The following is a 17,868-nucleotide window of genomic DNA, read 5'->3' as shown; positions in this document are numbered from 1 at the left end:
GTTACACGATCATCGTCGCGGTGGACGCGATGCTCCCGTAGCGCTCGGCGACCTCGCGGGCGACGGGGCCTTTGATCTCCGTGCCCCGCGGCTCGTCGAGGTCGTCGATGATCACGGCCGCGTTGTCCTCGAAGCGGACGCGCGTGCCGTCGGGACGGCGGATCGGCTTGCGCTGGCGGACGACGACCGCCTCCAGCACCTGCCGCCGCATCTCCGGCGTCCCCTTCGTGACCGAGACGGTCACCTTGTCGCCGATGCCCGCCTTCGGGTGGCGGTTCTTCGTCCCGGAGTAGCCGGCGACGGAGATCACCTTCAGCTCACGTGCGCCCGTGTTGTCGGCACACGTGATGAGGGAGCCCTTCGAGAGCCCCTGCGTGACGTCGGCTTTGAGCGCCTCCATCACGCATCACCCGACAGGTTCTCGACGACGACGTGTGATTTCGTCTTCGAGAGCGGCCGCGTCTCCGCGATCGTCACTTCGTCACCTTCCTCGAGCGAGTCGAGCACGCCCGGCACGTGTGCCGGGATGCGCGACCGACGCTTCATGTACCGGTCGTATTTCGGTACGAACACGTCGTATTCTCGCTCGACGATGACGGTCTTTTCCATATCCGTCGACACGACCGTCCCCTCTCGGAGCTGGCCGCGGACGGGAAGCTGTCCGTAAAACGGACACTTCTCGTAGTCGTAATCCTCCGGGTCGTCTGGCTCCGGAGGCATGGGTACGTCGATTCCTATCGCCATTGTGAGACACCTCGTTCGGTGCGTTCGGCGGGCCGGTCCCGCAGCCGCGTGCCATCCACCGTTACGTAGACCGCGTCTTTGCACTCGCCTCGCCGGCTCGCCGCGTCGGCGCTCCGTGCGCCGGCCGCGGACGGGCCGGACTGACGGGGGCGGACCCCCGCAGTATCCGACCCGAGTTGGGACGCGGACCCCGACGACTGGCCGTCGTCGGCGGCTTCATCTGTGCGTGCGGTCGCCGTCTCGACGACCGCGAACTCGAAGGTCGTGCCCGATTTGGGCACGCGTTTGTCCTTCGGTTTCTCCCCCCGTCCGGTCCGCACCACGAGGGTGCGTTCCGTCTCGAACAGCACGCGACCGGCGATCCCGACGTGGGCATCGCTGTCGGCGTCGGCCACCCGAACCGGGAGGCCGACGAGTTCGTGCCGTGCGAGGGTTTCGGGGGAGATCATCTTATTCGTCGTCGAAGTCGCCTTCTTCCGCCTGGATCGTCTTGATCCGGGCGATCGTCTTCTTCAGCTCGTTCACCCGGCCGGGGCTCTCGGGCATCCCGCCGGCCGCCTGCTGTGCCTTCGTGTTGAGGAGTTCGGTCTCGAGCTCCTCGAGTTCGACCTCCCGCTCCGCCGCGGTCATGTCGCGGATCTCGTCGGTGTAGAGGATCGCCATGTTACTCGTCCTCCTCGGCTTCCTCGTCGGCTTCTTCCATCTCGGCGACCAGGTCGGCCGCCTCCGATTCGATCTCCTCGTCGAGCTCGTCGAGCTCCTCCGACTCCTCGTCGACGTCGCCGGTCTCGCCCGGCTCCTCCGCGCGGGCGTCGGTCGCCTCCGTCGCGGTCTCGCCCGTCTCCTCGACGACCTCCTCGACGATCTCCTCGTCGATGACGTCCGCCGGATCGTCGTCCGGGACGTCGACGTCGTCGTCGTCGGCTCCCACGTCCGGGACCTCCTCGGGCTCCTCCTCGAGGAGCGACTCGACGCCCTCGTCGCCGGCCGCGTCGGCCTGGTCGACCTCGGGCACCTCGGCGTCCTCGCGGACGCCGAAGTCGTCGGGCAGCTTCGCGCCCGGCGGGATGATCTTGACGTTGACCCCGATGGTGCCGAGCTTCATCACCGCGACTCCCTTGCCGTGGTCGACGACCTCCTCCGCGGGCTCGCCGTTGTGTTTGATGTAGCCGCGATTGAACTTCTCGACGCGCGATCGCGCCCCGGTGACCTTCCCGCTCAGCACGATCTCCGCGCCGAGCGCGCCGGCGTCCATGATCCGGTCGATCGTGGTGTGGCCCGCCTTCCGGAAGTACCAGCCGCGTTCGAGGGCGTTCGCGAGCCGGTCCGCGACGATCTGGGCGTTCAGGTCGGGCTCGTCGACCTCCTGAACGTCGATCTGCGGGTCGTCCATGTCGAACCGCTCTTCCAGCTCGGTGGTGATCTTTCGGATGTTCTTCCCGCCTTTCCCGATCACCATGCCGGGCTTCTCCGCTTTCAGGACGATCTGCGTGCCCATCGGCGTCTTGGCGACGTCCATGCCGCCGTAGCCGGCTCGGCCGAGCTCGTCCGCGAAGAACTCGTTGATCTGTGAACGGCGAAGGCCGTCCTCGATGAATTGGTGTTCGTCAGCCATTAGTTCTCAGCCTCCGGCTCCTCGATGATCAGTTCGACGTCCGCGAGCGTGGTGTTCCACTGCGTGGCCCCCGCCGCGCGCGGGTTCCGACCGGGTCGCTCGCCCACCTTGTGGGGAGCGACGTGTTTGATCACCATCTCCTCGCCGTCGAACCCCTGCTCGTCGGCGTTGTTGCTGACGTTCTCGAGGAGCTTCAGGAAGTCCTTGGCGGCCTTCGCGGGGTATCGACCCGCGTCCCAGCCGTCGATGTCGGAGCGGTGGCCCGCGCCGGCGTTGTGCTGGCGCATCGGTACCGAGGTCTCCTCGTCGATTACCGCCCGGAGGAACTCCTCGGCGTCGGCGACCGTCTCGCCTTTGATCTCCCTGGAGATCTCCTTGCTGTCCTTCACGCTGATGGGCCGGTCGCGGAGCATCCCCTTGGCGGTGGTCTCCGGGTCGGCCTCGACGCTATAGTTGATTCCCATGGATTATTTGAGGGGCACGAACTTCGAGGACCGGGTCGCGCCGATGCCGGCCTGACCGTGTTCGACGGTGCTTCGCGTCTGGTGGAACTCGCCCAGGTAGTGGCCGATCATCTCGGGTTCGACCTGGACGCGCTCGAAGCTGTGACCGTTGTACACGGCAAACGTGACGCCGACGAACTCCGGAAGGATCGGCATGTCGCGCAGATGCGTCCGGATCGGGTCGTCGGCGGTCGTCTCCTTGTCGCGACTTCGAGCCTTCTCGAGGAGCTTCTCCTTCTCGACGCTCAGCCCTCGGGTGATGCTTCGCCGCTGGCGTGCGGGGAGCAGTTCCGCGACCTCCTCTACGTCCATCTCCTGCAGCTCGTCGAGCGAGTGACCGCGGTAGGCGAACTCCTCGCCCTCGCGGCCGGTGCGGTATTCGGAACTCATTTGTTGCTACCTCGTCCGGTCCGTTTGGATGCGATGTCACCGACCTTGCGTCCCGGCGGGGCGTCCCGCGAGACCGACTTCGGCTGGCCGGGGTGTTGGCGACCGCCCCCGCCGAAGGGGTGGTCAACGGCGTTCATCGCGACGCCGCGAACGCGCGGGTACTTCGTCCCGCGTGCTTGCATCTTGTGGTACTTGTTGCCGGCCTTGACGAAGGGTTTCTCCGTCCGACCGCCGCCCGCGACCACGCCGATCGTGGCGCGACACTGCGGGTCGAGCCGCTTGACTTCCCCGCTGGGAAGCTGGACGACCGCGACGTCGCGGTCGTGGGTGAGAAGCGTCGCCGAGACGCCCGAGGCGCGGGCGAACTTCCCGCCGTCGCCGCGGTTGCTCTCGACGTTACAGACGGGGACTCCCTCGGGGATCTCCGCGAGCGGAAGCGTGTTCCCCGGCTTGATCTCCGCCGAGACGCCGACCTGGATCGTCTCGCCCACGCGAACGCCCTCCGGCGCGAGCACGAGCCGCCGGTCGTCGTCGTCGAACTCGACCTCCGCGAGCGGCGCGGAACGCGCCGGGTCGTGTTCGATCCCGACGATCTCGCCGGTGATCAGGTCGGTGTCCTCGAGCGTCTTGTGCGACAGTTCCGCCTTGTAGCGGTGGGACGGGGCCCGGAACGTCGGGCCGCCGCGTCCTCGCCGCTGTCCTTGGATTCGTCGTCCCATCGTCAGAACACCCCGATCCGGGAGGCGACGTCGGTCGCGTCGTCGTCCTCGGAGAGCGTGACCGTCGCCTTCTTTTTGCCCTTCGACGTCACCTGCGTGTTCACGTCGGTGACGGTGACGTCGTACCGTTCGGAGACCTCGTCGCGGATCTCCGGTTTCGTCGCGTCGATGTCGACCAAGAACAGCAGCTTGTTCTTGAAGTCCATCTCGTTCATCGCCTGCTCGGTCACGAGCGGGTGTTCGATGAGCGAGCTCATCGGTCGGCCACCTCCTCGATCGCCGACTCGGTCCACAGCGTGAGCCGACCCGGATGCGTGCCGGGCGCGAGGTCCTCCGCGTTGACCTCGCCAGCGGTCGCGACGTCGACGCCCGCGAGGTTGCGAGCGGCGCGCGACGGCTCCTCGCTCGTGACGACGAGCACGGACTTCGGCTGGCTGTACTTGCGACCGCGGGTCTTCCCGCGACCCGCGCGGACGGAGCGCCCCTCGTCGGCGCGCTCGACGTCGGCGTCGACGCCGAGGGCCTCGAGAACGCCGAGGGCCTCCTGGGTCTTCTGTAGGTCCTCGAACTCGTCGCTCACGACGAGCGGGAGGTCGAGGTCCTCGTCGAACGCGTGACCGCGCTCGGCGACGAGCTCCGCGTCCGCGGTGGCGGCGATGGCCGACCGAACCGCGAGCTGGCGCTCCTTGTCGTTCAGTTTCTTCGTCTGGTCCTTCTCGGCCTTCGGGGGGTGTGCGGCGCGGCCCGACACCGCGTGCGGGACGCGGCGGGCGACGTTCTCGGAGCGCGGAACGTGGGCGAGCCCACGTCCGGAGCCGAACGACTCCGCGGGGGTTCGCAGTCCGGCGAACTCGTCGGCCCCGTAGGCCTGTTTCCGGTTAGCCTGTGCGGCGCTGACCGCCCGACCGATGAGGTCCGGTCGGAACGCGGTCTCGAAGATCGCCGGCAGCTCGACGCTGCCCGCGTCCCCGCCGTCCAGGTCGTGTACTGTCGTGTTCATGGATTATCCCTGGTTGGATGCGGTGGATACGTACCGGACCTCGGGGTCGAGGCGCGGCTGGTCGTTCGGCCGGATGGCCGGGCGGAAGCGCAGCAGGCGCTTGTTCGGCCCCGGTAGCGAGCCCTTGATGAGCGCGTACTCGCCGTCGACCTCGCCGTAGTTGACGAAGCCGCCGTCGACGGAGGCGTCGTCGCCCTCGCCGAAGTCGATGAGGCGCTTGTTGAGCTCGGTGCGCTGGTGGTAGCCGGTCTGGCCCTGCTGGGGAACGGTGGAGCGAACGCGGGAGGGGTTCCACGGACCGAGGTTGCCGATCCGACGCCGCCATCCCTGGCGGGCGTGTTTGCCCTTCCGCTTCTGTACGCCCCAGCGCTTGACGGGACCCTGCGTCCCCTTCCCCTTCGTGACGCCGGAGACGTCGGTGTACTGTCCGGCGCGGAAGACGTCGCCGAACTCGTGGGCACCGCCGTCCGCGACGAGCTCGAGCGCGAAGTCGGCGCGCTCCTCGAGGGAACCGCCGCCGACGCGCGTCTCCATCACGTCGGGGTTCTTCTTCGGTACGTTCGCGAGCTCCGAGGGGCTGGTGTGGGTGATGACGCGAACGTCGTCGATCACGTCCTCCTCCAGCAGCTCCTCGAGCTCCGTTCGGTCCTCCTCGAAGGTGTCCTCCGCCGGCAGGTCGAGCGCGCGGTCGAGCTCCTCGTGGAACTCGGTCGCCCAGACCTCGGCAACCGGCTTCTGTCCGTACGGCGTCTCCTCGTAGGCTCGCACGGCGACGGCGTGCATCGGCGGCGTCTCCACCACCGTGACGGGGACGGACTCCTCCATCCCCTCACGCGGCGAGTCCGCCTCGTCGTTGACCATCATGACGTGGGTCATTCCGGCCTTGTAGCCGGCGAAGCCCTGTAGTGCGGGCGCCCCGTCGTCGTCTGGCCACGAGCGGATGCGCGGTACCTCGCTGTCCGCGCGGGTGCGTGGGCCGTAGCCCAGCGAGCCTTTTCGTGGTCGGCTTGGTTGTGGCATGTGTTTACTCCGTGAGTGTGAGCGAGCCGAGGGTCGCGAACAGAGCCTCCTCCGTTCGGACTACCCCGCTGCCCTGTGCCGGGATCGTGTTCAGCCAGAGGTCGAACCCCGGATCGGGTTCGACTCGGCGGCCGTCGGCGACGGCCGCCCGAACGTCCTCGGGTGAGAGCCCGAGCATCTCCGGAAGCCCCCGTTCCGGTGCGCCGAAGGCGACGGTGTATCCGCCGGCCTCCCGCGCGTCGACGACGAGGTCGCCGAGCCGCGAGACGGAGAGTTCCTCCCCGTGTCGCGACGTGGCGACGGCGACGTCGTCGGCGGCGAGCGCTTCCGACAGGTCCGCTTCCACGACCTGGAAGCCGACCTCCGGCTTCCCGGTGATGCGGGCGCGGACCGGTTCTCTCGAAGAGACCCTGATGGTGACGCGCTCTCCTCGCTCGACCTCCATTCCGGAGGGGACGAGCAGGGAGATCGGGTGTTCCCCCAGCGGGGAATTGACCCGGACGCGGCCTTCAGGTCCGACCTCGGTCACGAGTCCCTGTGTTGTCGACTCGTCCCCGTTCGGGGCCGAGCCGGTCCGCCACGGCACGCGCAGCGGCGGCAGCACGCCGACGTACCGGAGCTCCTCGCGTTCGCCCCAGAGGTCCTTTCGGAGCTCCGGGGGCGTCGCGGCGTACCCCAGCACGGCGCGGACGTACTCCCCGCCCCGGCGTCGTTCGCCCTCCCTGTCGGGGAAGACGACGAGCCGGTCCGCCCGGAACACCGCCGCCGCGCGGGCGACGTAGCCGAGTTTGCGAGTCGCCTCGCGATCGTCCTCGGCTTCCCGGACGACCGAGGACGGGACACAGATCGTGAGTCCGTCCTCGGTGCGCATCGTGGCGAGACTGTACCCCGTGATTCCGGACGACGGACTAAAAGGATAGCGGTCCGGTTTCCGGGCTGTGGAGCGTTCACACGGGGCTATCCGGAGGTTTCGGGATCGATCGGTCGTCGATCGTCCAGTTACCCTCGCCGACGTCCTCGGCGCGTGGGACGGTTCGGAGTGGTTGTAGTCAAGACAGGGGGGTGAACGAGCGATCCTGCGGTGGCGCGCCTCCGAGCGAGCCATCGGCTCGCGAGGAGCCCGCGAGGGACGCGGCGAGCGAGGTGCGAGTGAAACGAGCACCTCGATAGCGAGCCGCGAGGCTGGGGAGGCGTGAGGTGTGGGGCTGTGCGGGGTGGGGTGGGACTCAAAGGGGCAACGCCGGGGGCGACGGCGGCCGACGCAAGGACCGCAGGGAGCGAACGCAGTGAGCGACTGAGGACCACAGCGAGGTCCCCGAGTTCTCGGCGTTGGGGCTTTGCCGGCGTTCACCGCGCCAGCAACGATCCTCTTCTACTCACCTCAATCTCCACCAAAACAACCGTTCTGTGACATCCTCTCCGCCGTAAACGGCGGAGCTTCCCACAAGCGAAAGCTTGCTAGTTTGGGAGATTTACGGTTTAACATTCCCGAGGGAATGCTGGCAGTGCCACGCTACCGTTACCCCTATCCTCGGCGGTGAGGCGGGGATTCGGGGGTATCTTGGGCTTCTTACACCCTGTTCGTCTGATGGAAGGGTGCCTTCCACGACGAAAGGGCGAATCCCGATACTGTCTCATTGGGATAGGGCGAGTAGACCGCCTCGGTTAGCATTCAACACGTCGTAGAATCCCTTAAAACCACATGCGGGCGCTGTATCCCCGCGCTGAAGCGCGAGGTTTTAGCGCCCTATCCCGCTAGATAAGTACGAGACCTGTACCGGGCGTTTCGTTCGCAAACGGCCTGAAAACAGACTTCACCGAGGCGCTTCAGTCGAACCCGCTCACCAGCGTGACGATCCACTGCGCGGGGTCGCGCTCGGAACGGACCTCGATCCGGGTCACCCACTTCACCCACTGGAACCCTCGACGGCCGGGCGCGACGAGCCGAACGGGCGCGCCGTGGCCGTGCGCGAGTCGGTCGCCGCCGACGTGGGTCGCGAGCAGCGCGTCCTCGGCCTCCGCGAGCGGGAGCGTCCACCGGTACCCCGTGACGGAGACGAACCGGACGTACCGCTCGTCGTCCTCCGCCCCGTCGCCTCCCTCCACCCCGTCGTCCCCCTCCGCCCGGCCGTTCCCCTCCACGCCGCCGGCCGCCGCGATCAGGTCGCCGACCCGCACGCCGCCCCACTCCTGGACCGTGTACCAGCCGCTCGTACAGTCGAGCAACGCCGAGGTCTCGTCGCCGCCGACGCGCTCGAGGTCGTCCGTGGCGAACTCCCGCGGCTCCGCGACGAGCCCGCTCACCGAGAGCCGGTAGCTCGCCCGGTCGATCGGGTCCGGGTCGTCGGCGACCCAGGAGGTGACCGGGAACGCGCCGTTCCCCTCACCCTCACGCGGCTGAGAGCCCGTGAACCGGCGGTCCGCGCCGGGCGTCGAGAGCAGCCGGTTCGCGCCCTGCTGGAGCCGGTAGACGACCGCGCCCGCGATCAACAACGCTCCGTACTGGATCGCGGTCCGCCGCCCCTCGAAGTCGACCCGCCTCGGCGGCCGGAACCGGGTCGAGGCGTGGGCGGCGACGAGGGGGACGAGCGCCAGCCCGAAGCCGACGTGGACGGACAGCAGCGTCCAGTAGGAGAGCCGGACGTCGAGCCCGAACACCCAGACGACCCCCGTCGAGACCGTCCCGACCGCGGCGACGAGCGTGAGGACCGAGAGGGCGGTCGACGGCCGCCACAGCGTCCGGTCGGTCAGGCGGTGACGCACGCGGGCGAGCTTCCAGCCGAGCAGGACGACGATCGCGAGCCCGAGCGCGCGGTGGAGCCAGAAGACCGGCCAGCCGGCGGGCGTTCCGACGGTGAACGAGACCAGTCCGGTGGCCGTCTCCGCGAGCACGACGGCGAGGAGCGACCAGTCGACGAGCCGCTCCGGCGGCTCGAGCCGGTCGAGGGCCGCCGAGAGCGTGTCATGGATCCCCATGCGGTCCCCTCGGCACGAGAGCGACATAGGGCTGACGGGGGTCGCGGATCGCGGAGTGGTGGCCCGAGCTCCCCGCTCACTCCTCGAGGAGGTATCCGAACGCTTGGAGGTGGTTCTCGCCGCTCTCCGTGACCGAGACGTACTGGTACTTGGAGTGTTCCTCGATCTCGATGAACCCGCGGCTCCGGAGCGGGTCGACGATCCGCGCGTTGAGCCGGCGGTAGTACCCCCGGTCGGGGTTCTGGACGCCCTCAGCGTCGTACCGATCCACGAACGGGAGCCCCTCGCGACGGCCGTACTCGATGAGCTCTCGCTTCGTGACGGACCCCTCGCGCTCGACGTGGCCGAGGACCGCGACGTGTTCGCGCTTCGGCTCCTCGATGTGGTACTTCGGGAGCGTCTCCGGCGGTTTCGCGCCCGAGGCGACCGGTCGATCCTCGCCGCCCGCGTACGTCTCCGCGCGCACGTAGTACGGGACGGCTCCTGTCGCCATACACGCGATCATCCCGCCGATCGCGGTCACCTTCGAGCCGGACGCGAGGTTGACGTAGACGCTGTGTTCGCGGAACCGGTTTGCCACCTCCGCGATCGTCCCCAGCGAGCTGTACAGGTCGAAGATGTCACACTCGATCGTCTCCGTCCGGATCCCGGCCGCCCGAATTCGCTCTCTGACTTCCTCGTGGTAGGCCGGCCGGTCGACGCCCTCGTCGTCGGGGTTCGGCTCGAGGAAGAGCGCCTCGTCGGCGTCGGCGTCGACGACCGGCTCCACGATGCGGTCCTTCTCGTACCCGAGCGGGACGACGTGGACCCGTCTCGGTGCGTCTAGTTCCGCCATGTTCGCGGATACGGGCCGCAGGTATTGATTGTTGTGCCGATACAGTCGATCGTGACGTTTGTGACGACATAATACCTATGCGGCCGCATCCCGTCGCTTCAGAGAGCCGATGCTCGCTTCATCGAGAGTGAACGATCAGCCGAACGAGCGGTTCCCCCTCGACCGACGGCCCTCCCACGCTCCCGCCGACGCCTCAGTCGACGACGGAGGCGTCGCGGCCCGCCGATCGCCCCTCACCGATCTCCGACGATGACGCTCGAACAGCTCTCCCCGCCGCCGACGACGTCCGACGCCGACCGGGACCGCCGGACCGCCTCGCTCGAGGGATCCGACGCGCTCCTCGAGGTTCTCGCGTCGGCGACCGCCCGCGAGGTGATCGCCGTCGTCCGCGAGTCGCCGTCGACGCCCTCCGAGATCGCCGACGAACTCGACGTCTCGCTTCAGGCGGTCACCTACCACCTGCGCCGGCTCCAGCGCGTCGACCTCATCACGCCCGTCGGAGTGCGCTACTCGACGAAGGGACGCGAGATGAACCTCTACGACCTGTCGACCGAGTCGGTGACGATCGATCTCACGGAGCCGGGAATGTGACAGGTTTAAGTGTCTCACCGGCGGAGCATCGATCGCGAAGCACGCACCGGTAGTGTAGTGGTATCACGCAACCTTGCCATGGTTGCAACCCGAGTTCAAATCTCGGCCGGTGCATCTTCTCGCTACGCTCGAAGATCCACCGGCCTGACTCCCGCTCGTTTCACTCGCGGGAGTCTCGGCCGGTGCTTTTGTGAACCAAGTGGTCGAAATCACCGAGAGGTTCGACGCTATCGACCGCTTTCGATCGGCAGTACCGATATAACACTCGTGGCTCTGTTGAAATCCTCCGTAGATGAGATGTCATACTCCGGCGGTGGGCAGTACAGACGAAGGAGCGAGCGATTGCGGTGGCGTGCCGGTGAGCGCCCGGAGGGCGCGAACCCGACCGCGAGGGACGCCGCGAGCGACTGGGGCGACCGGAGGGAGCCCGAGCGAGCGGCGAGGCTGGGGAGGCGTGAGGCGCGGTTGCGGGGCTGTGCGGGGTGGGACTCAAAGGGGCAGTCGTGAGGACGAACTCCGCCGACGTAAGCACTGGAGGGAGCGAACGAAGTGAGCGACCGAAGCGCGCAGCGAGGCGCAGGAGTCCTCGCGGCTGGGGCTTTGGCGGTGGTCACCGCACCAGCCAGGATCCCCTTCGTATCACCTCGGCCTCTCACGAAACACCCGTTCTACAAGCACTCGAAATAGAACGGCCGTTTCAGCCCAAATCGTCTCTGAAAACGAGCGTTTCAACGGAGACAAGCTGTCCCACACTATCCAACGACGAACTCCGGAGCGAGGACGATGGCGACGAGCAGACACAGCAGTACGAGGACCGCCGCGAGCCGAAGCACGCCGGCCGTGCGTTTCCGGTCGTTCGGGAGGGACTCGGCGGTCCCCGCCAGGACGGCCCCGAGAGCCATGACGAGCAGCCAGTCGCTCGGGTCGGCGTCGCCCGCGATCCGGGAGTAGCCGTACAGCCCCAGGAACGCGAGCGCTCCCGCGAACTGGACGAGCGCGTTGGTCCGGCCGGACGGCTCGCTGAACACGAGATCGGAGAGGACGGAGGGCATCGTGCGTGCGTCTTCGTCGAGACACAAATAACGACCGTCGCGATCCCGATCTGATACCGATCCGAGACCGATCCGCGGGCGACGGAGAGACGAACAGCCAAAAAGCCACCCGAACCGCAACCGCACAGCCCCCGCACCTCACGCCTCCCCAGCCTCGCCGCGGCCGCCGCCGGCGGCCGCGGGCTCCCTCGCACGGTCGGTTCGCGCCCGTCGGGCGCTCACCGGCGCGCGCCGGTCGTATCGGTGGTGTGAACTCGGCGGTGGGAACGACTCCGCCGGTCTCACCACGGCCCGTCGTTCACCATGGTCCGTCGTTCACCACGGCCCGTCGTAGTTCACGCGGGGGCGGTCGACGTCGACGCCGAGGTCCCGCAGCGTCGCGGTCGCGTTCTCGACCGGCGCGGGCGCGGGGCGGTCGAGCGCGTCGGTCGTCGCCTCGGCGAACCGGACCCGCCAGTCGCCGTCGATCACGACGGTCGCGCGGCGCGGGATGTCGGCGTGCCCCTCCCACGAGTCGGCCAGCAGGTCGTAGGAGTCGGCGATCCCGCCGTGGAAGTCGGAGACGACGGGGAACGGGAGATCGAAGCGGTCGACGTACGCGAACCCGGCGTACAGCGAGTCGCCGGTGAGCGCGACCACCGCGAGGTCCTCGCGGTCGTGCCACCCGGCGTCCCGGACCGCCGCGAACGCCGCCGTGCTCGTCGGGACGAAGGTCGCCGGCGCGAACGCGAGGACGACCGCGCGGTGCGACTCCACGAGCCGGTACAGCGCGATCTCGGTCCCTCTCCCGTCGGCGACCGTGGGCGCGGCGAAGTCGGGGGCTTTGACGCCGGTCTCGATCATCGCTCGCTCACGGTCGCGTGCGCCACGTATAAAATCACCATCCGCGGGGCTCCAACGATCGGACCGATCCGGAGACGATCAGGGACCGAACGTCAACGACAGATCGGCGTTGCCCTGGAGGCCGAACATCGAGACGCCGGCCCCGCCGGTGACGCTCCACTCCCGGAGACTGGTGTGTGAGGAGACCAGGGTCCACAGCTTCGCCGACACCGACGAGATGACGTTTTTGAGCCAGCCGAACAGGTTCTTGAGTCTACTCCCCACACTCGCGGTGACGGACGAGCGCAACATCGTGAGCCGCTGGGAACACAACTGCGTCGCGTAGGCGGCCTCCCGAATGGATACGGCTCCGTCGGCGTCGTTCGATCCATCCACCTCGTCGAATCCTCGCTCGAGGAGATCCAGTGACCGGATTAACTGCTCTTCGCGTTTCAGAACGGTTTCCTGCTCCCGTTTGACGTCGTGATACTCCGCCAGCTCCCGATCTATCCGACCTTCCGGCTCCGTTCTCGGACGACTGTCCTGTCCATCGCCCGCCGAGATCGGATACCTCTCCACGAGTCCGCTCCCGTCCAGTGACCCATCAGAGAGGACGACCCTCAGGTCCCGAACGTCTTCTTTCGACGCCTCGACGAACGCGTTTCGGTACTCCTCCCGGAGTTCGTCGCTCCACTCGCCGCCGTCATCACCCGTTTCTTCCCCGTCCATGGAGATCCATAGGGATTCGAGATCTCAAAAATGTTAACATGTCACAGCACCGTCCCGTGTTTCTTCTCGGGGAGGTCCTTCTTCACGTCCTCGTAGAAGTCGAAGCGGGCGGCGAGCTGGGCGCGGAGGTCCGAGGGCGGGACGATCTCGTCGATGACGACCTCGCTCGCCATCCGGTGGACGTCGATCTCCTCGCGGTACTCCTCGCGGAGCCGCGCTTCCTCGGCCGCGCGCTCCTCGGGGTCGTCGATCTCGGCCAGCTTCCGGGCGTAGACGGCGTTTATCGCGGCCTCCGGTCCCATGATCGCGATCTCGCCGGAGGGGAGCCCGATGGTGCTCTCGGGGTCGTAGGCGGGGCCGCCCATCGCGTAGATCCCCGCGCCGTACGCCTTCCGGACGACGACGGTCTGTTTCGGGACCGTCGCCGACGACGTGGCGTAGATCAGCTTCTTTCCCTTCTCCAGGATGCCGTCCCGCTCGACCTGCGAGCCGGCCATGAACCCCGGCGTGTCACAGAGGTACAGAAGCGGGATCTCGTAGGCGTCACAGGTCCAGACGAACTCCGCGGCCTTCTCGGCGGCGTCGGGGAAGATCGCCCCGGCCCGCTCCGTCGGCTGGTTGGCGACGACGCCCACGGGTCGCCCGTCGATCCGACAGAACGCGGTGAGTATCTCGGAGCCGTACCCCGACCGCAGCTCGAAGACGGACTCCGCGTCCGCGATCCGGTCGAGGAGGTCGCGCACGTCGTACGGGCGGGTGGGCGACTCGGGGATCAGCTCGTCGATCCCCTCGGGAGAGAACTTCGGCGGCTTCGGCTCCGCGCGCGGCGGCTTCTCGCCGGCCCGGTCCGGGAGGTAGGCGATCAGGTCGGCGACGAGCTCGCGGGCGTGTTCCTCGTCGCGAGCGATCAGGTCTGCCGATCCCGACTCCTCGGCGTGGAGCCGCGGTCCCCCGAGCGTCTCCAGATCGACCTCCTCGCCGGTGACCATCTCGACCATCCGCGGGGAGGCGATCGCCATCGCGGAGACGCCCTCGACCATGACGGTGAAGTCGGCGAAGACGGGGGTGTAGGCCGCCCCGGCGATACACGGCCCGTAGAGCACGCAGATCTGCGGGACCGCCCCCGACAGCATCGAGTGGTTGTAGTAGTACTTCCCGATCCCCTCGCGGTTGGCGAAGAAGCCGGACTGCCGGTCGATCCGCCCGCCCGAGGAGTCCATCAGGTAGAGGACGGGGTTGCCCGTCTTCAGCGCGCGCTGTTGCATCCGGAGGAACTTCTCGACGCCCCTCGCCGCCATCGATCCCGCCTTCACGGTGAAGTCGTTGGCCATGAAGTGGACGTCGCGTCCCTCGAACTCCGCGCCCCCGGTCAGGAGGCCGTCCGCCGGGAGGCGGTCGTCCGTTCCTTCGGACGCCTCGTCTCCGCTGTGGTCCGGCGCGTTCGGGTGCCAGTCGTCGAACGCGGCGAACGTGCCGTCCTCGAAGCGAATCCCGACGGGGCCGTCGTCCGAGGAGCTCGGATCGCCCGCGCCGCGCGTTCCCCCCTCGCCGCCGAACCAGAGGTCGAGCCGGTCGCGGACGAACAGCTTCCCCTGCTCTTCGAGCCGCTCGCGGTACTTCGCGGGGCCGCCCTCCCGGACGTCCGCGATCTCCGCTCGGAGGTCCCGCTCCCGGTCGGTCGGTCCGAGATCGTCCTCGAGGGGATAGGCCGTCTCCGGGGGATCGGCGCTCGCCGCGGGCTCCCCGCTCTCCCCGAGGTGGACCTCGACGCCGACGCCGAGGTGCGCCGCGAGCGATCGGGCGATCGCCTCGGCCTCCTCGGGCGTCGCCGCCGACCCGACGTGGACCTTCATGGCGGGTGGACTCTCGGACGGTCCTAAACTGTTTTCCATGGGGGAACCTCCGGATATCTCCGCCCTCGCCGTCCCCGCTTGACAATCCTTAAGCCGGCGACACGGCTACCTCGCCGCAATGAGAGTCGTCGTTTCCATCGGCGGGAGCGTGCTCGCGCCGGAGCTCGATCCCGAACGTGTCGCCGCCTACGCCGACGCGGTCAGGCGGCTGACGACGGAGGAGTGTTCGGTCGCCGCGGTCGTCGGCGGCGGCGGCGTCGCCCGCGAGTACATCACGACCGCCCGCGAGCTCGGCGGCAACGAGGTCGAACTCGACGAGCTCGGCATCGGCACCACGCGGCTCAACGCCCGCCTGCTGATCGCCGCGCTCGACGACGCGGCCGCGCCCGCGCCGGCGACGGGGTACGACGAGGCCGCCGCCGCGTTCCGCCGGGGCGAGGTCCCCGTGATGGGCGGGATCACGCCCGGACAGACGACCGACGCGGTCGCGGTCGCGCTCGCGGAGTCCGTCGACGCCGACCTGCTCGTGTTCGCGACGAGCGCCGACGGCGTCTACGACGTCGACCCGAACCGCCACGACGACGCGACCCGGTTCGAGTCGCTGTCGCCCGCCGAACTCGTCGACGTGGTGCTCCCGATGAGCCGGGACGCCGGCTCCTCCGCGCCCGTCGACCTGCTCGCGGCGAAGCTGATCGACCGCGCCGGAGTCCGCTCCGTCGTCCTCGACGGCACCGATCCCGATGCCGTCGTCGACGCGGTCCTCCGCGGCGAGCACACGGGAACGAACGTGATCCCCGAGGGGAGCACCGAGCCGGCGGCGTGGGCGAGGGAGCGATGACCGGCGACGACCCGGCGGACGCCGACCCGGCGAGCGACGGCCCGGCGGGCGACGACCCGACGAACGCCGACTCCCCCCACATCCTCTCCGAGCAGACGGACTCCGAGAGTGCGGTCTCGGGTAGCGACGACGAGTTCCACGCCTTCTGGGCGGACGTCGTCGCCGACGAGATCGAGGCGCGCGACCCCGACGACCCGATCGTGATCAAGGGGGGCGTCTCCCCCTCTGGCGTCGCGCACGTCGGCAACGTCAACGAGGTCATGCGCGGCTACTTCGTCGCCGAGGTGCTCCGCGACCGCGGCCACGAGGTCAGACAGCTGTTCACCTCCGACGACAAGGACCCGCTCCGGAAGCTCCCGCGGAAGCTGGCGAACGCCGACGGCGAGATCGTCGGCCTCGGCGACGTGGACGCGGGCGCGCTCGGCCGCAATCTCGGGAAGCCGTACACGTCCATCCCGGACCCGTTCGGCGAGCGCGAGTCGTACGCGGCGCACTTCGCGGCGCTGCTCTCCGCCGACGCCGAGCGGCTCGGCGTCCCCGTCGAGATGGTCTCGAACACGGATCTGTACGCCGACGGGAGCTTCGACGACGCGGTCCGGACCGTCCTCGCCGACCTGGAGGCGGTCCGCGAGACGCTCGGGAGCTACCAGGACAAGGTCGACGACGAGTACGTCCCCTTCAACCCGGTCTGTGCGGCGTGCGGGAAGGTCACGGAGACGGTGACCGCGGTCGACCTCGAGGCGGGAACCGTCGAGTACGCGTGTACCGACCTCGAGGTCGGCGACGACGTCATCGAGGGCTGCGGCCACGAGGGAACCGCCACGTTCCGGGAGGGGAAGCTCCCGTGGCGTCTCGAGTGGCCCGCCCAGTGGGACGTCCTCGACGTCGACTTCGAGCCGTTCGGCAAGGACCACGCCGAGGGGTCGTGGCCCTCCGGCGTCGCCCTCGCGCGGACCGTCTTCGGCATCGAGCCCCCGGTGCCGATGGTGTACGAGTGGTTCACGCTCGGCGGGGAGGCGCTCTCCTCGTCGGCTGGCAACGTCGTCACGGTGCCGGAACTCCTCGAGGTCCTCGAGCCGGAGGTGATCCGGTACTTCTTCGCGCTCCACCCGAAGAAGGCGCGCGACCTCGACCTCGAGCGGATCGACCTGCTCGTCGACCGCTTCGACCGCTTCGAGCGGGCGTACTTCGGCGAGGTCGACGACGAGGAGCTGACCCGGTTCGCCGAGCGCGCGTATCCGTTCGTGATGGGGTGGGGGTCCGGCCATCCGGCCACCGACGCCGACCGCCCGGACGACGCGGATCCGGCGGACCGGGTCCGGTTCCCGTACACCTTCGCCGCGGTCCTCGGCATGGTCGAGGACGACGAGTTGCGCGAGCAGCTCGCCCGCGACGAGGGGCACGTCGACGACGACACCCCGCAGTGGGCGGTCCGGGAGGCGCTCGCCCGCGTCGAGCGCGCGAGGACGTGGGCCGAGCGCACCGACAACGAGTACAACTACCGGCTCCAGACCGATCTCCCGGCCGTCGACCTCGACGACGACGTGGCCGCCGCGCTCGACGACCTCGCCGACTTCGTCGCCGCGGGCCACGACGGCGAGGCGATCCAGGCGGCGATGTACGAGACCGCCCGCGACCACGGGGTCGAGGTCGCCGACTTCTTCGAGGCGGGCTACCGCCTCTTCTTCGACCAGCCGCAGGGCCCCCGGCTCGGCGAGTTCCTTGGCGAGCTGGAACGCGAGTTCGTCGTCGCCAGGCTCCGGCGGGAGGCGTGAATGCCCGAGGACCGCTCGCTCGACGACTTCGCATCCGCCGGGACCGACGAGGACGATCCGGCCGACGAGGACGGTTCGAGGGTCGAGGACGACCCGGCAGTCGAGGACGGTTCGAGGGTCGAGGACGACCCGGCAGTCGAGGACGGTTCGAGGGTCGAGGACGACCCGGCAGTCGAGGACGGTTCGAGGGTCGAGGACGATCCGGCCGACGAGGACGGTTCCGGCGAGGACGGCTCCGGCGGGGACGACTCGGAGGGACACGCTCCCGCCGACGTCGAGCCCGCCGAGTCGACGTCGACGTGGTCGGCGGACGGGGCCGACTGCGACCGATGCGGCGCGACGGTCGAGCGGCGCTGGCGCGACGGCGACGATCTCGTCTGTGCCGACTGTACGGAGTGGTAACCGG

22 protein-coding genes and 1 tRNA gene are annotated in these 17,868 nt (G+C 68.8%); 5 read left to right on the top strand and 18 right to left on the bottom strand.

Annotation, left to right across the window (positions count from 1 at the left end; translation table 11 throughout):
• Window position 1: 1 nt before the first annotated feature.
• The 14 genes from NO889_RS01045 to NO889_RS00980 form a co-directional block, all read right to left on the bottom strand.
• Window positions 2–400 (bottom strand): 50S ribosomal protein L14, encoded by a 399-nt coding sequence (locus NO889_RS01045; protein ID WP_066413534.1) that lies wholly within the window; start codon window positions 398–400, stop codon window positions 2–4.
• Window positions 400–744, bottom strand: a complete 345-nt coding sequence (locus NO889_RS01040; protein ID WP_094531054.1) for a 30S ribosomal protein S17 — start codon at window positions 742–744, stop codon at window positions 400–402. Before NO889_RS01040 ends, NO889_RS01045 begins: the two co-directional genes overlap by 1 nt.
• Window positions 735–1,193, bottom strand: a complete 459-nt coding sequence (locus tag NO889_RS01035) for a ribonuclease P protein component 1 (RefSeq protein ID WP_256410393.1) — start codon at window positions 1,191–1,193, stop codon at window positions 735–737. The genes NO889_RS01040 and NO889_RS01035 overlap by 10 nt, the downstream gene beginning before the upstream one ends.
• A gap of 1 nt (window position 1,194) precedes the next feature.
• Entirely contained in the window at window positions 1,195–1,407 is a 213-nt protein-coding gene (gene rpmC, locus NO889_RS01030; RefSeq protein WP_066413526.1) for a 50S ribosomal protein L29, read from the bottom strand.
• A gap of 1 nt (window position 1,408) precedes the next feature.
• Window positions 1,409–2,359 carry a 30S ribosomal protein S3 gene (locus NO889_RS01025; protein WP_256410391.1) on the bottom strand — a complete coding sequence of 317 codons (951 nt, stop codon included), beginning with the start codon at window positions 2,357–2,359 and terminating at the stop codon, window positions 1,409–1,411.
• Window positions 2,359–2,823 (bottom strand): 50S ribosomal protein L22, encoded by a 465-nt coding sequence (locus NO889_RS01020; protein ID WP_256410390.1) that lies wholly within the window; start codon window positions 2,821–2,823, stop codon window positions 2,359–2,361. Before NO889_RS01020 ends, NO889_RS01025 begins: the two co-directional genes overlap by 1 nt.
• Window positions 2,824–2,826: 3 nt before the next feature.
• The gene (locus tag NO889_RS01015) at window positions 2,827–3,252 is read right to left on the bottom strand and encodes a 30S ribosomal protein S19 (protein WP_256410389.1); all 426 of its coding nucleotides are present in this window, start codon (window positions 3,250–3,252) and stop codon (window positions 2,827–2,829) included.
• Complete coding sequence (locus NO889_RS01010) at window positions 3,249–3,971, bottom strand: 50S ribosomal protein L2 (protein ID WP_122106327.1); 723 nt, start codon at window positions 3,969–3,971, stop codon at window positions 3,249–3,251. The genes NO889_RS01015 and NO889_RS01010 overlap by 4 nt, the downstream gene beginning before the upstream one ends.
• Before the next feature lie 2 nt (window positions 3,972–3,973).
• Window positions 3,974–4,228, bottom strand: coding sequence for a 50S ribosomal protein L23 (locus tag NO889_RS01005; protein ID WP_256410388.1), 255 nt, complete (start codon window positions 4,226–4,228; stop codon window positions 3,974–3,976).
• Entirely contained in the window at window positions 4,225–4,971 is a 747-nt protein-coding gene (rpl4p, locus tag NO889_RS01000) for a 50S ribosomal protein L4 (protein ID WP_256410386.1), read from the bottom strand. The genes NO889_RS01005 and rpl4p overlap by 4 nt, the downstream gene beginning before the upstream one ends.
• Before the next feature lie 3 nt (window positions 4,972–4,974).
• Window positions 4,975–5,991: a 50S ribosomal protein L3 gene (locus tag NO889_RS00995; protein ID WP_256410385.1), complete on the bottom strand. Its 1,017-nt coding sequence runs from the start codon at window positions 5,989–5,991 to the stop codon at window positions 4,975–4,977.
• Between the two features lie 4 nt (window positions 5,992–5,995).
• Window positions 5,996–6,862: a putative RNA uridine N3 methyltransferase gene (locus NO889_RS00990; protein WP_256410384.1), complete on the bottom strand. Its 867-nt coding sequence runs from the start codon at window positions 6,860–6,862 to the stop codon at window positions 5,996–5,998.
• A gap of 956 nt (window positions 6,863–7,818) precedes the next feature.
• On the bottom strand, window positions 7,819–8,967 hold the full coding sequence (locus NO889_RS00985) for a molybdopterin-dependent oxidoreductase (RefSeq protein ID WP_256410382.1): 1,149 nt from the start codon (window positions 8,965–8,967) through the stop codon (window positions 7,819–7,821).
• Window positions 8,968–9,043: 76 nt separating this feature from the next.
• Window positions 9,044–9,802 (bottom strand): HFX_2341 family transcriptional regulator domain-containing protein, encoded by a 759-nt coding sequence (locus tag NO889_RS00980; protein ID WP_256410381.1) that lies wholly within the window; start codon window positions 9,800–9,802, stop codon window positions 9,044–9,046.
• 249 nt (window positions 9,803–10,051) lie between these two features.
• Here NO889_RS00980 and NO889_RS00975 point away from each other — a divergent pair, with 249 nt between their 5' ends.
• Both NO889_RS00975 and NO889_RS00970 read left to right on the top strand, forming a co-directional pair.
• Window positions 10,052–10,393, top strand: coding sequence for an ArsR/SmtB family transcription factor (locus NO889_RS00975; protein WP_256410380.1), 342 nt, complete (start codon window positions 10,052–10,054; stop codon window positions 10,391–10,393).
• A 43-nt stretch (window positions 10,394–10,436) separates the two neighbouring features.
• A tRNA-Gly gene (locus NO889_RS00970) sits at window positions 10,437–10,507 on the top strand.
• Window positions 10,508–11,145: 638 nt separating this feature from the next.
• Here NO889_RS00970 and NO889_RS00965 read toward each other — a convergent pair.
• The 4 genes from NO889_RS00965 to NO889_RS00950 all read right to left on the bottom strand — a co-directional run bounded on the left by NO889_RS00965 (window position 11,146) and on the right by NO889_RS00950 (window position 14,849).
• A complete protein-coding gene (locus NO889_RS00965; RefSeq protein ID WP_256410379.1) occupies window positions 11,146–11,445 on the bottom strand; it encodes a DUF8011 family protein in 300 nt (99 codons plus the stop codon).
• Between the two features lie 315 nt (window positions 11,446–11,760).
• Window positions 11,761–12,288 (bottom strand): redoxin domain-containing protein, encoded by a 528-nt coding sequence (locus NO889_RS00960; protein WP_256410378.1) that lies wholly within the window; start codon window positions 12,286–12,288, stop codon window positions 11,761–11,763.
• A gap of 78 nt (window positions 12,289–12,366) precedes the next feature.
• Window positions 12,367–12,996, bottom strand: a complete 630-nt coding sequence (locus tag NO889_RS00955) for a hypothetical protein (protein ID WP_256410376.1) — start codon at window positions 12,994–12,996, stop codon at window positions 12,367–12,369.
• A 41-nt stretch (window positions 12,997–13,037) separates the two neighbouring features.
• A complete protein-coding gene (locus tag NO889_RS00950) occupies window positions 13,038–14,849 on the bottom strand; it encodes an acyl-CoA carboxylase subunit beta (protein ID WP_256410375.1) in 1,812 nt (603 codons plus the stop codon).
• 118 nt (window positions 14,850–14,967) lie between these two features.
• On the opposite strand from NO889_RS00950, the gene pyrH reads away from it, so the two are divergent.
• From pyrH to NO889_RS00935, 3 genes are read left to right on the top strand one after another with little or no spacing between them, the layout of a single operon-like run.
• Window positions 14,968–15,687: a UMP kinase gene (gene pyrH / locus NO889_RS00945; protein WP_256410374.1), complete on the top strand. Its 720-nt coding sequence runs from the start codon at window positions 14,968–14,970 to the stop codon at window positions 15,685–15,687.
• On the top strand, window positions 15,684–17,462 hold the full coding sequence (gene lysS, locus NO889_RS00940) for a lysine--tRNA ligase (RefSeq protein ID WP_256410373.1): 1,779 nt from the start codon (window positions 15,684–15,686) through the stop codon (window positions 17,460–17,462). Before pyrH ends, lysS begins: the two co-directional genes overlap by 4 nt.
• Window positions 17,463–17,864 (top strand): DUF7573 domain-containing protein, encoded by a 402-nt coding sequence (locus NO889_RS00935; protein ID WP_256410640.1) that lies wholly within the window; start codon window positions 17,463–17,465, stop codon window positions 17,862–17,864. It abuts the gene before it with no gap.
• Window positions 17,865–17,868 lie beyond the last annotated feature (4 nt).

This window comes from Halorubrum rubrum (assembly GCF_024494685.1).
GTDB lineage: Archaea > Halobacteriota > Halobacteria > Halobacteriales > Haloferacaceae > Halorubrum > Halorubrum rubrum.
This window is presented reverse-complemented; position numbering and strand designations above follow the sequence as displayed.